Consider the following 14,277-nt stretch of genomic DNA (forward strand, 5'->3'; position numbering starts at 1 on the left):
CTGTCATCAGCGCCTGTGTCATCAGTCCCTGACATCAGTCCCTGACATCAGGCCCGGCCACCGACACGCGGCAGCGCCCTTTTCGCTGCAACCAGAGGGGCGCAATGACAGCGCTGCCGCACCGTCATCGAGATGCCTCCTTCGGGGATGACACCATGAACAAACTGACCCAAGAGATGCCGTTATCCATGTCGATCAAACCGCACTCTGTGGCACAACCTGCCACACACACCGAGTCCCGCAAGGTCGATGGCGCCGCGCAGGAAAAGACAGCTCCTCAGGACACGACTGCTCCCTCGAGCCTTGCCATCGGCATCACGTCACTGTTCAAGGGACTGGAGAAGACCCTGACTCTGCTGATGGTGTTGGCGCTGGTGGCGATGATCGTACTGGTGTTCGTCAATGTGGTGCTGCGCTACGGCTTCAACAGCGGCATCTCGATCAGTGTCGAGCTGTCCCGCTTCCTGTTCGTGTGGGTCACCTTCATGGGCGCGGTCACGGCGCTGATCCGTCAGGAGCATCTGAGCGTCAATACCTTCGCCGACAAGCTGCCAGCGGCCCTGCGCGCCGGGCTTGATCGGCTGGTGACCCTGGCGATGCTCGGCTGCTGCCTGATGCTGCTCAAGGGCAGCTATGCCCAGACGGTGCTCAACTGGAGCAACCTCTCTCCCATCAGCGGCATTCCGGTCGGCGTCTTCTATCTCGCCGGCCTGATGGCAGGCGTGCTGATGTCACTGATTCTGCTCTGGCGTCTGCTGACGCCGCTGGCACTGCATGGTGTCACGCCGCGCGTCGCACCAAGCCATGCCTCTGATTCGCAAGGAGACACGCCATGACCATCGGGCTCTTTCTCGGCTCCCTGCTGGCCGCCATCGGCCTGAGCCTCCCTATCGCCTTCGCCCTGCTGGTCAGTGCCATCGTGCTGATGCTGCACCTGGATCTGTTCAACTCGCAGATCCTGGCCCAGAACCTCGTCAATGGCGCCGACAGCTACACCCTGCTGGCCATTCCCTTCTTCCTCACCGCCGGCGAAGTGATGTCGCGCGGCGGGCTCTCCCAACGCATCGTCACCCTTGCGATGTCACTGGTGGGTCATCGCAAGGGTGGACTGGGTTTCGTCGCCATCTTCGCCGCCATCGTCATGGCCAGCCTGTCCGGTTCCGCCGTCGCCGATACCGCTGCGCTGGCCAGCATGCTGCTGCCGATGATGCGCAAGGCGGGCTATCCGCTGGGCCGCTCCTCCGGCCTGATGGCCGCCGGGGGCATCATCGCGCCGATCATCCCGCCTTCGATTCCGCTGATCATCATCGGGGTCGCCGGTGGCATCTCCATCGGCAAGCTGTTCCTCGCCGGCATCGTGCCGGGCCTGATCATGGGCGTGACCCTGGTGGTGATGTGGCTGTTCATGACCCGCAAGGAGGATCTGGTGGTCACGAAGAAGGCCAGCGGGCGTGAACGCCTCAAGGCACTCAAGGACAGCTTCTGGGCCATCATGCTGCCGGTCATCATCATCGGCGGGATCAAGAGCGGCATCTTCACCCCGACCGAAGCCGGTGTGGTCGCGGCGGTCTACGCCATCTTCGTTGCGACCGTGGTCTATCGCGAACTCGACCTCAGCCAGCTCTACGCCGTACTTGCCCAGGCCGCCCGCAGCACCGCCATCGTGATGTTCCTGGTCGCCGCGGCGATGGTCGCCTCCTGGCTGATCAGCATCGCCCAGCTGCCGCTGATGGTGGCCGGTCTGCTGCAGCCGCTCGCCGATGACCCGCGCCTCCTGATGCTCGCCATCATGGGCATCGTGCTGGTGGTCGGCATGGTGATGGACCTGACGCCGACCATTCTGGTGCTCACCCCGATCCTGATGCCCATCGTCAAGCTGGCCGGCATCGACCCGGTCTACTTCGGGATCATGTTCGTCCTCAACTGCGCCATCGGGCTGATCACCCCTCCGGTCGGCAACGTGCTCAACGTGATCACCAGCGTCGGCAACCTCAAGTTCGAGAAGGCGGTCAGTGGCGTCGCGCCCTTCGCCCTTGCCTATGTGGTGATTCTACTGCTGTTCGTCGCCTTCCCGCAGATCATCACCGCGCCGCTTTACTGGATGACCGACTGACCCCGTGACAACCCAGACAACCAAGCCGGAAAAGAAGACAGGAAGAAGGCAAGACGCCAACGACACGCCACTTGCTTAGACAGTCGCGAACAAAGACAGCCGCCCACAAAAACAGCCGCCCACAAAAACAGCCGCCCACAAAAACAACATGAGAGCCATTCCATGACACCCATGATCAAGACGACCCTCGCAAGCCTGCTGTTGATCGCCCCTCTGAGTGCTGCCCATGCCCAGATGACGCTCAAGCTGGCCCACGCCGCTCCGACCACCGATACCCAGCAGCAGGCGGCCGAGCGCTTCGCCGAGCTGGTCAAGGAAGGCACGGATGGCGAGATCACCGTCAACATCTTCGGCAATGGTGTGCTCGGGGGCGACCAGCAGATGATCGCCGGCGTGCGCAGCGGCACCATCGATATCGAGATGTCCGGCAACCCCAACTTCGCGGGCCTCCAGCCGGCGCTGGGTGCCTTCGATCTGCCCTATATCTTCCCGGACCGCAAGACGGCCTATCAGGTGCTGGACGGTAAGGTCGGCGATGATGCCCTGGCGCTGCTCAAGGAAGACAACCTCAAGGGGCTGGCCTTCTGGGAGGTCGGCTTCCGCGCGATGACCAACTCCAAGCACCCGATCAAGACGCCCGCGGATGTCGACGGCCTGGTGATGCGCACCAACTCCAACAAGTCGCTGATCGAGGCCTTCTCGTTGCTGGGCGCGAACCCGGTGCCGATGCCACTAGGTGAGCTCTACACTGCGATGGAAACCGGCACGGTCGATGCCCAGGACCACCCGATCAGCATCGTCTGGTCGGCGGGCTTCTATGAGGTCCAGGACTACCTGTCACTGACCAACCAGGCCTACACCTCGCTGCTGATGGTGATGAACGACGACAAGTTCGAAAGCCTGTCACCAGAATATCAGCAGGTACTGGTAAACGCGGCGCGCGAGGCCGGTGATTATCAGCGTGAACTGAACGCGAAGAACGAACAGAAGATTCTCGCTGAACTGGCCGACAAGGGCATGAAGATCGAGACCGACGTCGATACCGCCGCCTTCCAGAAGGCCGTGCTGCCGACCTGGGACAGCTATATCGCCGCCAATGGTCGCGACTGGATCGATGCCATCCAGGGCGCCAGCCAGGCCAGCGCCGATGTAAATGCAAAAGGCGAGCCGCAAGTCACGCAAATCACCACGGCCGCCGTGACGCAGTAACGCCCATCCGTTCTATCGCCTTGCTTACCTGTCACCCAGCGAGGGCGCAAGTCCTTGATAACCGGGTCCCGACGGCACCCTCGCTGATTGGAGAAATGTCATGTCCCGAGATGTTCTGCTGCTCAACCAGAAATGCGCGCACACCCTGAGTCTGTTCGACGCCACCAGCGGTGAGGAGCTCAACCATCTGCGCCTGCCGGACTACCCACATGAATTCGTGGTGGATTCCACTGGCCGCTACGCCTTCGTGGGCCACTACGGCATCCTCGGTGCCGACTGCATCGGCGACCAGGGCGGCTGCTCGGTATTCGTGGTCGATCTCGAGACCTTCACGCTGATCAATACGCTCAGTACCTGGCCCTACTATCGCATCCACGGCTTGGGCATTGATGACCAGGACCGCCTCTACGCCATGAGCGAAGGCCATAACACTCTGCTGTTGTTCAATACGCCCCTGGCCCAGACCACGCCAGATCTGGCCGTGTCCTCCGGTGGTTACAAGACCCACCTGTTCGCGCTCACCAAGGCTGGCGACTGGGCCTACGGCATCAATCTGCTCAGCAACACCATCACCAAGTTCAAACCTCACGATGCCACTTTTGCGCCCATCGCGATGATTCCGGGCCGCAAGCCGGAGGGCAACAGCCTGTCCGCCGATGGCCGTACCCTGTTCATCAGCAACCGCGATGACGACAGCATCGTGGCGGTAGATACCGAATCGATGACCGTACGCGCCTCGGCGACCACCGGTCGAGATCCCAACCGCATCTACCGTGACCCCAAGGGGCGCCTGATCACCACCAATTACGGAGAAAGCTCGCTGTCATTGTTCGATGAGGCGCTGGTGCCGCTGGGCACCATCCAGCTTGAAGCGATTCCCATCGCGATGAGCTTCCACCCGGATGGCGAGCAGGCCTTCGTCTCACTCAAGGGAGATCGCATCGCGGTGCTGGATCTGGAGAGCGGCCAGGTTCGCAGAAGCTTCGCGACACGCGCCGAGCCGGACGTGTCCTGCTTGCTGGTGCGTGACCACTGAGTCAATCGGCACTTGATGCTTCTAACCAGGACATGAGCCAGTCATGACGGATACCACATTCAGGCACGAGCCTTCACACAGTCAGCCGCTGATCGATGCGCACCATCACTTCTGGGCACTGGATGGCCAGGTAGCGTACCCCTGGCTGGAAGAGTCACCGGTGGAGGACTTCTTTCTCGGCGATTACGCCGCGATCCGTCGGCCCTTTGTGGCCGCGGACTTGAAGCGCCTGGTACCTGAGGGCTTCCGGCTGGTGGGCAGCGTGCACTGCGAAGCCGAAGCCGCACGCTCGCAGGCACTGGAGGAGACGCGCTGGATCACCCAACAGCAGGCCACTCATGCGCTACCCAGCGCGCATGTCGGCTGGGCCGCCTTCGGCACTGACGAGTGCGCCGCTCAGCTGGACGACCAGCGTGACTCGCCGCTGTTTCGCGGCGTGCGCGCCAAGCCGGTCACCGCCGCCACGCCCCGGACCCGCCAGTCAGTGGCGGGCACCAGCGGCAGTCTGCAGGATCCGCGCTGGTGCGAGGGACTGGCGCTGCTCACGGATCGTGATCTGAGCTGGGACCTGCGCGTGCCCGCCTGGCACCTCGAAGAGGCGGCCACGGCCCTTCAGGACTACCCCGACTTGCGCGTCATTCTCAATCACTGCGGCCTGCCATGGGATCGCACGCCGGAAGGCCTTGCCGAGTGGCGCGATGGCATGCAGGCGCTTGCCGCCAATCCCAATGTCGCCGTCAAGCTCTCGGAATTGGGCTCGCCCTGGCACGACTGGGAGGCCAGTGCCAATGGCGAACTGCTGTGTGAAGTGCTGGATATCTTCGGTGCCCAGCGCTGCCTGTTCGCCAGCAACTTCCCGGTCTCCGGCCTCAAGGTCAGCTATGACGGCTGGCTATCGCTGGTGATTAGCGCCATTGAACAAATGACGAGCGCCGACCTGCGCCAGAGCACCCTCGACAAGGTTCTGCACGACAATGCCATTCACTGGTATCGGCTACCGATTGCCGGTATCACCCACGATGCCGCTATCACCCACGATGCCAACCCCACCCGACATGCCAGACAGGAGGCACCATGACACTCAACGGCCATCAGCTTATTGGACAGCGCAGCTTTGCCGCCAAGGGCGAGGCGATCCACGCCATCAACCCGGCCACCGGAGAGCGCCTGGCGCCCGGCTACCCGGGGGCCAATGCAGGAGATGTAGATGACGCCTGCCGACTGGCCGGCCAGGCCTTTGATGCCTATCGCGCCACGACTCCTGAAGAAAGAGCCGTCTTCCTCGAGACCATCGCCGAGGAAATCGATGCGCTCGGCGACACTCTGACCCAGCGCGCCATGCAGGAGACCGGCTTGCCCGAGGCACGCCTGAACGGTGAGCGCGGCCGCACCTGTGGGCAGCTCAAGCTGTTCGCCAAGGTACTGCGTCGCGGTGAATGGCAGGATGTGCGCGTCGATCCTGCGCTGCCGGAACGTGCCCCCCTGCCGCGTGCCGACCTGCGCCAGCGCCAGATCCCGCTGGGCCCGGTGGCCGTCTTCGGGGCCAGCAACTTCCCGCTGGCCTTCTCTGTGGCCGGTGGCGATACCGCTTCTGCGCTGGCAGCAGGCTGCCCGGTGGTGGTCAAGGGGCACTCGGCTCACCCAGGCACCTCGGAACTGGTCGGTCAGGCCGTGGCACGCGCCGCAAAGCGGTGCGGCATGCCGGAAGGTGTCTTCTCGCTGCTGTTCGGCCCCGGCAATGAGGTCGGTCAGGCGCTGGTCAAGCATCCCGAGATCCAGGCGGTCGGCTTTACCGGTTCGCGCAGTGGCGGCACCGCCCTGCTGGCTCTCGCTCAGGCGCGCCCGCAACCGATTCCGGTCTATGCCGAGATGAGCAGCATCAATCCGGTCATCCTGATGCCGGCCGCACTGGAAGCCCGCGCCGAAGCGCTGGGCAGCGCATTCGTCGGCTCGCTCAATATGGGCGCAGGGCAGTTCTGCACCAACCCAGGCCTGGTGTTGGCAGTGAAAGGCGCGGCACTGGAGCGCTTCAAGCAAGCCGCCATCCCCGCCATCAAGGCAAGTCCGGTGCAGACCATGCTGACACCGGGCATCCACAAGGCCTATGCCGAAGGCGTGGCAAGCCTGTCCTCACAGGCCGGCATTACCTGCCTGGCCAGTGGAGAAAGCGACTCTCCCATCGCCAGCCCATGCCAGACTCAGCTGTTCAGTACCCAGGCGAGTGACTTCCTGGACAATGAGGCCATGCAGGCGGAAGTGTTCGGTTCCAGCTCGTTGATCATCGAATGCGATGATCTCGCTCAGCTCAAGCAGGTCTGCAGCGCGCTGGAAGGCCAGCTGACCGCCACTCTGCACCTGGATGACGCCGATCACGATGCCGCACGTCAGCTGCTGCCGGTGCTGGAGCGCCGCGCCGGTCGCATCCTCGTCAATGGCTGGCCTACTGGCGTCGAAGTCTGTGACGCCATGGTCCACGGCGGCCCCTGGCCCGCCACCTCCGACAGCCGCACCACCTCGGTGGGCACCGCTGCGATTCACCGTTTCCTGCGCCCGGTCTGCTATCAGGACCTGCCGGATGCCCTGCTGCCACCGGAACTCAAGCACGACGCGCCCTACGACATAAGCCGACTGGTGGATGGAGAGCGGGAGGGGTGAGAAGCTCAATGAAGCACATCGACTGAACTTGGAGTACTTGCAGTAGCTTTCCTACCCAATGACCATCGGATAGGTAAATGGAATGTGAGCGGCTGGAGGTGATATGCCAGCCGCTCTTTCCGACCGGCAACGCATAAGGGTAACTTGCAAGAATAACTGTTTTCTATCCGTTACATGGACTCCAAGCCAACTCGTACCAGCCGTAGCTCTGCCAGCCTGAGGCTCTATCAGAGCCTATCGTATTTCCCATTACGACGAGACAATAGTATCTGGAGTAGTGAGCCTCTTTCGCTCCAGAGGCCTTCCATAAAGAAAAAGCCCCACGCAGTGAAATCTGCATGGGGCTTGAGTATTCATTGCTGTAGCGTTGCGTAATATTATCAATATCCTGATATTTCAGGAACGCAGCAGGTTAGCATTCAATCTGCTTCTGCTGCTCATGGCGCCAACGCCAGTAATGAGTTACTAGGCCTCCAACAACAATGTTGTGAATATACAACCCAGTCCACATAGACTCATAGGATTCAAACTGGTTGATGATCATCCAGAAAATAAAGAATATCATCCCAAAGAAAGCCATATCACTTGGCATGACCCCTGCTCGCCAAGCCAACCAGGTCGCACGACCGATCCATATCATTAATGCACCTATGGCTAATAACCCCAAGAGGCCATAGGCTACCCAGATTTCCATGAAGTAATTATGTAAATGGCCAACTTTCTCCGATAGCCAACTAGGAATCCAAGACGTCTCGCGCATTACAAGACTTTTGCCTTTTGCACCCCAACCTATCAGTGGGCGCTCGACGATCCATTCGCTTGCCGCGATCCAGCTATTGACTCTGATACCAACGCTGGTATACGGGATTTGGGTCAACTCGCCCTTCAATACTTGGGTTATCACATCACTTTCTTTATTGACACGCTTTTCAAGAGAATCCCCCAAGCCTAGTCCAAACACTACCATCAACAAGGCTAATGCAGCCAAAAACATTGATAGGTATTTCAAGAATTGGCGGATACCACGACGCATTACGACAAAGCCACCCCAGACCGACAACCCTAAGCCAAGTGATACTATAGTACCAATCCAAACTGCCCGTGTTTGACCAACGACAATACCTGCCAGCGCGATAATCAGTGCCATCCCCCATAAGGTAATGCGCACCCCTTGGCGACTCCCCGGCTGACAGATACGTTTAGAAAATGCTACCAAGCCCAATAACAGGGTACCAAAGAACATTGAGGAATGTTGCGCGTTGCGTATCCCGAAATCAGCTCTCTCACCGGAAAGTCCTGTTATCCAGTTTTCATCATTCGGCGGCGCCAGAAAAAAGGTAGTCAATAAAAAGCCAGTCGCTGCAACACCCCAGAGAAGTAGCGTATTTCGCGTACTGCCACGTAACCACCAGGCTACGCTGATGAATATGAACAGCTTGGCAAGCAGCGCCAATCTTGGCGAGGAGTCCATCCATTGTGGATGATGAGACAATCCCGCCCACCAGGAGATCAACTGCACCGCTACGACTGCCCCAAGCAATAGCAGCACTGGGCGTCGAAATCCTTTGCCCCATATACAAAATGCGATCAAACCAGAAAATGCCAATAATGTTTCTGCCGGTTTGGCGATATCGCCAGCGGGAATATTGAAAAACGTATACACCATCAATGACGCCACTCCGATGAGCAGCAACCATCCAGGACTTTTCCAACCTGCCCCTTCGTCCCACTTATTTGTAACCATCATGCTCGTTTGCCATCTCCAGACAGGATGAAAAACGATATATTACAACAAAAATATTGTTTTATCGCCTATATTCCAGGGCGGTCTCAATGACCAAGTGCAACACGTGACCCATCAGGTACGGTGTTGCCATGAACCACTGCTATCGCCATCTTTCTGCTGAAGACCGAGCCGCCATCATGATGATGAGAGCGACTCACTCGATCCGAGCTATCGCCCATCATCTGGGCCGTGCACCGAGTACCGTGTCGCGAGAAATCGCTCGCCACTCCATCAATGGCCACGATGCCAGCCTCGCAGGCTACCGGGCTCGCCTGACACGCCATCGGCCCCGTCGGCGTCCCAAGCTGCATCCCGACGGAGAGTTGTTTGAAGTCGTGGTCCATCTGCTGCGCAAGTACTGGTCACCGCAACAGTTAGCCCGCACACTGAATCGCATGTCTCCCAACGATTCACGTCGACAGGTCTCGCATGAGGCCATCTACAACGCGCTCTATGGGATGCCCCGCGGCAGCCTCAAGAAGGAACTCATCGCCTGCCTGCGACAAGGCAACGGCAAACGCCGGCCACGAAGTCGTGGCACGGATCGGCGCAACCAGATTCCCGGTCTGGTTAGCATCCACGCGCGACCGCCTGAGGTCGAAGATCGTTTGATGCCTGGCCACTGGGAAGGCGATCTCATCATCGGTGCCAACAATCGCTCTGCCGTCGGTACGCTGGTGGAACGCACCACGCGATTGGTGATTTTGGCGAAAGTGGATGGCACCACTGCCACCGCAGCGGCCGTTGGCTTCAGCGACAAGCTAAACGAGGTGCCGCGATCGCTGCGCTTGTCCATGACCTACGATCAAGGCAGAGAGATGGTGAAACATGCCGAGATCACCCAGAAGACCGGCACGGCGATCTATGACCCGCGTAGCCCTTGGCAGCGAGGTTCGAACGAGAACACCAACGGGCTGTTGCGGCAGTATTTGCCAAAGGGCACGGATCTCTCCGTCTACAACCAAGAAGAGCTCGACGAGATCGCCGACTCACTGAACACACGGCCTCGCCAGACACTGGACTGGCGAACCCCACTAGAAGTCTACGCCGAGGTGCTCAAGAAATCCGTCGGCGGTCCGAGCACCCTTTAATAGCGTTGCGCTTGGAACTTGAGACCGCCAAACCTATCTCGATGAATGGGCTATCAAGCATGGGCTAGACATCAACCTCGGACCAATGCCTCTACCCTTAAAATATATACTTTAGTAAAACCTGAATATCACTTTGATCAGTGCTTCAGTAGTCACTCCCGGCATATATCCCTCCCTGCGCTCGGCTTACTTGAAAGCCTGATGAAGCCCCGGGGCCCTCTGTACCCATCACGCTCAGCCCTACTGCTCAGACATTCTGCCCTGTCACACCGCCCTCTCCAGCCTTCGCGATCAGCCAATCTCGGAACAATCGCGCGGAGGCCGATAACGGTTGGTGAAGATCGTGGACAAGATGCTCAGCCAGACCTGTGATCGCGCGATGGTCCGTGACACGAACCAAATCGCCCTTGGCAATGGCCTCCGCCGCCATGAAGTCCCACGCCAGCCCGATGCCGGCGCCTCGCTGGATGGCGGCGTAGGTCAGCGTCAGCTGATTGAAGGTGATGTCAGACTTGGGCGGACGGTAGTGGATACCGAAGTGGGCAAACCAGTGAGACCAGTCCATGCAGTTCCAGGAGGAGTCCAGCTGAATCAGCGGCCGCTGAGTCAACTCTTCCAGCGAAAGCTCCTGCTCCTTGATGACATCCGGGCGCGCCACCGGATAGATATCTTCGTGAATCAGCGGCGTGGCACCCAGTGCTGGCCATTCGCCGTCACCATAGAGAATCGCGAGATCATGGTCCGGCACCATACTGGCATCCATCTCGTTGCTGGCGTGGATGTGCACGGTGATCTCGGGGTGCTCGGCGCTGAAGGTCAACAGGCAGGGGAACAGCCAATACTGGGAGACGGCATGCGTTGCCAGCACGCTGACGGTATCAGGGTGCTGGAGCGCACGCAGACGCTGCCCAGCCATCTCGAGCCCTTGCAGCGCCGGGAGAATGTGCTGCTGGTAGAGTATTCCCGCATTGGAGAGCGTGGCACCGCGCGCCTTGCGCACGAACAGTGGCGTGCCAAGTGACGCCTCCAGCGCACGAATCTGCTTGCTGACGGCGCTCTGGGTCAGACACAGCTCATCGGCGGCGCTGGTAAAGCTTCCCAAACGACTCACGGACTCGAAGGCCGCGAGACCCTCTAGTGAGGGAAGATGGCGAAAGCGTCCTGCCATGGGGGCTCCCCGGGTCTATCAGTGTTTGCGTTCGAGAAGATGATGTATGGCAGCTCTCTCGCCATACATTCCTTGGTGGAATGGCTTGATGCAGTAAAGTCGCTGCTTGATCACGAAGTAACGCATTAGAGTGGCCCCTTGATCAAGACAAGGGCGACTCATCATGAAGAAAGCAATAGTCCATGCTGGCATGGCAGGTGCCCTCTGGGGAGGCGTCATCGTGTTGCCATCACTACTTGGCGACATCCATCCAGTGGTCATCAGATGCGCGCGTTTCGGGCTCTACGGACTCTTTGCCGCGGCGATCGCGTTACCCCATGCTCGCCGACTGGCCTCTCGCCTCACTACGCGCGATACCCGCTTGCTGCTGGAGTTGGCGCTGACGGGCAATGTGGCGTATTTCATCCTGCTGACGGCGGCCGTCCAATATGCCGGCGTGGCCATTGCAGCATTGATCAACGGACTGGTGCCGGTGGCGGTGATGTTGATCGGGAGACGCCATATTCAGGCGAGCCGCCTGTCCGTGAGCCTGTCCCTGACGCTGATCGGGGTGGGAATCGTCTGCATGAACGTGCCTGTTCTGCTTCGCTTCCTGCAGGGCGCGGGAAATTGGCAAGACCTGCTCGGCATGCTGTGTGGCTCGATCGGCGTAATGTCCTGGGCATGGTTCGCGCTGCGCAATGCCCAGCAGCTCAAGGCCGGACGTTTTTCCGCGCGAGAGTGGTCCACCCTGCAAGGCATCGCGACCGGGGTCGTGGCAGTGATGATTCTTGTGCTGGTCGCCGTCTTGCAACCGCGGATACTGCCGCTGGAGCTCTCGTTCGAACGCTGGCTGGCCTTCGCTGCTGCAGCCCTGTTCATGTCGGTCGGGGGTTCCTGGATCGCCAATGCCCTGTGGAATTCCTCGGCCCAGCGCCTGCCGGTATCAGTAGGCGGTCAGATGATCGTCTTCGAGACCTGCTGCGCGTTGCTCTACGGGTATCTGCTGGCATGGCAATGGCCGCAGACCAATGAAGTGCTGGGCATGCTGTTGATACTCGGCGGTGTCATGTGGACGCTGCGCGCCGAGCAGCGTGTGTCCAGCCCTCGGCAGATACCACCAGGCAAAACCATTGCTGGGTCGGAGCAGTGAAATCCCCCGCCTGATGAAACCTGGCCTGGCTAATGGTCATACCCCGCGGACTTCACGCGCCTATTTCACTCACCTGTTTCAGACATGCCAAGGCCGCCTCAAAGGGCGGCCCTGGCATGTCTGGCGGGCAGCCTCCCTCACTGCCCTCTCAACCATTGCTCTCAGCCAAAGCGCTTAACCATAGAAGTGCTCGACAAGACTCATGGGAATCGCCGGCACGTAGGTAACCAGCATCAGCACCAGGAAGAGCACGAAGATCATCGGCAGATTGACCTTGGTGGTCTCCCACATGTCCGTCTTGGCGATGGAGCATGAGGTGGCCAGCACCGAGGCCACGGGGGGTGTCTGCTGACCGATGGCCAGATTGAGGGTCAGGATCAGGCCGAAGTGGATGGGATCGATGCCGATCTGCTGGATCAATGGCATCACGATCGGCACTACCAGAATGATGGCTGCGGCACCATGCAGGAACATCCCCAACAGCAGCAGCAGGATATTGAGCAACGCCAGTACAGCTACCGGGTCCGTAGTGATCGCGGTGATCTCCTGGGCCAACTGTTGCGGCAGCTGCATCTCGGTCAGGAACAGCCCCAGGACCGCGGATGTGGCGACCAGCAGCATCACGACCGAGGTCTGAATCACGCCATCGATCACCGCGCGATACAGCACCTGCAGGTTCAGCTCACGATACACCAGCCCACCGATGACCAGCGCTGCCAGCACGGCGATGCCCGCGCCTTCGGTAGCGGTCACGAAGCCGCCAAAGATGCCACCCAGGATGATGACCGGCAGCGTCAGGGCCCAGAAGGCCTCGCGGAATGCCTTGCCGAGTGTCGACAGCGAGAAGGCAGCCTCACGCGGCATATCGTACTTGCGGGCGTAGTAATAGCAGAGCATCGCCAGCCCCAGACCGCCCAGAATCCCCGGGATAATGCCGGCGACGAACAGCTTGACGATGGACGTGTCCGCGATGGCGCCATAGAGAATCATCGACAGCGACGGCGGGATGATGATGGCAAGCGACGCCGAAGACGACGTGATCGCCGCCGAGAACTGCGGCGTGTATTTGCGCTTCTTCATCTCGGGTATCAGCACCGAACCCGTCGCGGCCACATCGGCCACCGCGGAGCCGGAAATCTCGGCGAAGAACAGCGATACCCCCACATTGACCATGGCCAGACCACCGCGCACGAACCCAACCATGGCCGTGACGAGATTGATCAGTCGCATGGAAATGCCCGAGGTATTCATCAGCGCGCCGGCCAGAATGAACAGCGGAATCGCGATCAGCGGGAACTTGGTGGCGCCATTGAAGAGTGTCAGCGGTACGTTCACCAGCGCGTCCACGCCCATGAAGATCACCACTCCGACGACCCCGACGGTGCCGATGGCGACCGCAATGGGCACGTTGATCAACACCAGTGCGAACAGCGCCGCGATAATGATCAGTAGCGTCATGAACGGTGCTCCTTGAGGTCTTGCTCGGCGAGACGGATGGCTTCCGCGATCTCTTCCTCTTCGCTGTTGACGCCTGCACACATCTTTCGCCAGGCATGAGGCAGACTCAGCAGTTCACACAGGATGAAGAGCGCCGCACTGATCGGAATCACCGACTGGGTAATATCCAGACCGATGGTCGGCAAGGCGATGAGGGAATCCCAGGCCAGCACGTCCAGCACCTGGTAACCGAACCAGCCCACCACGGTAAAGAATCCGATCACGATTAGCTCAGAGATAATGAAGAGTGTACTGCGCAGCGCAATGGGCGCCTTGGTGATAAGGCCAGGGAACCCCATATGGGAACGTTTCAAGGCCGCCAGTCCAGCGCCATAGAAGCTTAGCCAGGCCAGATTGATCGAGGCGACCTCGTCATACCAGGGCAAGGAGCCGCCGAAGGTACGCAAGGCCACCGCCGCCAGCACGATCACCGTCAATGAGAGCAGTAGCCCGACGGTAAATACCTCCAGACAGCGTTCTACCACTCGATTCACTCTGTCCAGCAGTGTGACGTCAGCCTTGGCCGTCAGTCCTTCCCCACTCTCGGTGGGGAAGGTTGCCTTGGCCGCATGGGAATGCGAGCTCATGAC

12 protein-coding genes are annotated in these 14,277 nt (G+C 59.9%); 8 read left to right on the plus strand and 4 right to left on the minus strand.

What is annotated here, in order from left to right; all coding sequences use genetic code 11:
- Positions 1–155: 155 nt before the first annotated feature.
- The 6 genes from QQF40_RS15000 (at position 156) to QQF40_RS15025 (ending at position 7,013) form a co-directional block, all read left to right on the plus strand.
- Positions 156–836 carry a TRAP transporter small permease gene (locus tag QQF40_RS15000; RefSeq protein WP_285461784.1) on the plus strand — a complete coding sequence of 227 codons (681 nt, stop codon included), beginning with the start codon at positions 156–158 and terminating at the stop codon, positions 834–836.
- Positions 833–2,113, plus strand: a complete 1,281-nt coding sequence (locus QQF40_RS15005) for a TRAP transporter large permease subunit (protein WP_285461785.1) — start codon at positions 833–835, stop codon at positions 2,111–2,113. The genes QQF40_RS15000 and QQF40_RS15005 overlap by 4 nt, the downstream gene beginning before the upstream one ends.
- A gap of 162 nt (positions 2,114–2,275) precedes the next feature.
- Positions 2,276–3,322 (plus strand): TRAP transporter substrate-binding protein, encoded by a 1,047-nt coding sequence (locus tag QQF40_RS15010; protein WP_285461787.1) that lies wholly within the window; start codon positions 2,276–2,278, stop codon positions 3,320–3,322.
- A 100-nt stretch (positions 3,323–3,422) separates the two neighbouring features.
- The gene (locus QQF40_RS15015; protein ID WP_285461788.1) at positions 3,423–4,358 is read left to right on the plus strand and encodes a YncE family protein; all 936 of its coding nucleotides are present in this window, start codon (positions 3,423–3,425) and stop codon (positions 4,356–4,358) included.
- Between the two features lie 43 nt (positions 4,359–4,401).
- A complete protein-coding gene (locus QQF40_RS15020; RefSeq protein ID WP_285461789.1) occupies positions 4,402–5,436 on the plus strand; it encodes an amidohydrolase family protein in 1,035 nt (344 codons plus the stop codon).
- Positions 5,433–7,013 carry an aldehyde dehydrogenase (NADP(+)) gene (locus tag QQF40_RS15025; RefSeq protein ID WP_285461790.1) on the plus strand — a complete coding sequence of 527 codons (1,581 nt, stop codon included), beginning with the start codon at positions 5,433–5,435 and terminating at the stop codon, positions 7,011–7,013. The genes QQF40_RS15020 and QQF40_RS15025 overlap by 4 nt, the downstream gene beginning before the upstream one ends.
- A gap of 412 nt (positions 7,014–7,425) precedes the next feature.
- Here the strand turns inward: QQF40_RS15025 and QQF40_RS15030 are convergent, their stop codons facing one another.
- Entirely contained in the window at positions 7,426–8,760 is a 1,335-nt protein-coding gene (locus QQF40_RS15030; protein ID WP_285461791.1) for an O-antigen ligase family protein, read from the minus strand.
- A 128-nt stretch (positions 8,761–8,888) separates the two neighbouring features.
- On the opposite strand from QQF40_RS15030, the gene QQF40_RS15035 reads away from it, so the two are divergent.
- Positions 8,889–9,890 carry an IS30 family transposase gene (locus QQF40_RS15035; RefSeq protein ID WP_285461792.1) on the plus strand — a complete coding sequence of 334 codons (1,002 nt, stop codon included), beginning with the start codon at positions 8,889–8,891 and terminating at the stop codon, positions 9,888–9,890.
- Positions 9,891–10,137: 247 nt separating this feature from the next.
- On the opposite strand, the gene QQF40_RS15040 is transcribed toward QQF40_RS15035, so the two are convergent.
- Complete coding sequence (locus QQF40_RS15040; RefSeq protein WP_285461793.1) at positions 10,138–11,058, minus strand: LysR substrate-binding domain-containing protein; 921 nt, start codon at positions 11,056–11,058, stop codon at positions 10,138–10,140.
- A 163-nt stretch (positions 11,059–11,221) separates the two neighbouring features.
- Between QQF40_RS15040 and QQF40_RS15045 the strand changes: the two genes are divergently transcribed.
- Positions 11,222–12,190: a DMT family transporter gene (locus QQF40_RS15045; protein WP_285461794.1), complete on the plus strand. Its 969-nt coding sequence runs from the start codon at positions 11,222–11,224 to the stop codon at positions 12,188–12,190.
- Between the two features lie 174 nt (positions 12,191–12,364).
- Here the strand turns inward: QQF40_RS15045 and QQF40_RS15050 are convergent, their stop codons facing one another.
- Together QQF40_RS15050 and QQF40_RS15055 are read right to left on the minus strand one after the other, a co-directional pair.
- Complete coding sequence (locus QQF40_RS15050; protein ID WP_024952532.1) at positions 12,365–13,648, minus strand: TRAP transporter large permease; 1,284 nt, start codon at positions 13,646–13,648, stop codon at positions 12,365–12,367.
- A complete protein-coding gene (locus QQF40_RS15055; protein WP_285461795.1) occupies positions 13,645–14,274 on the minus strand; it encodes a TRAP transporter small permease in 630 nt (209 codons plus the stop codon). The genes QQF40_RS15050 and QQF40_RS15055 overlap by 4 nt, the downstream gene beginning before the upstream one ends.
- Positions 14,275–14,277: the final 3 nt, after the last annotated feature.

The sequence above is a fragment of the Cobetia sp. LC6 genome (assembly GCF_030264805.1).
Lineage (GTDB): Bacteria > Pseudomonadota > Gammaproteobacteria > Pseudomonadales > Halomonadaceae > Cobetia.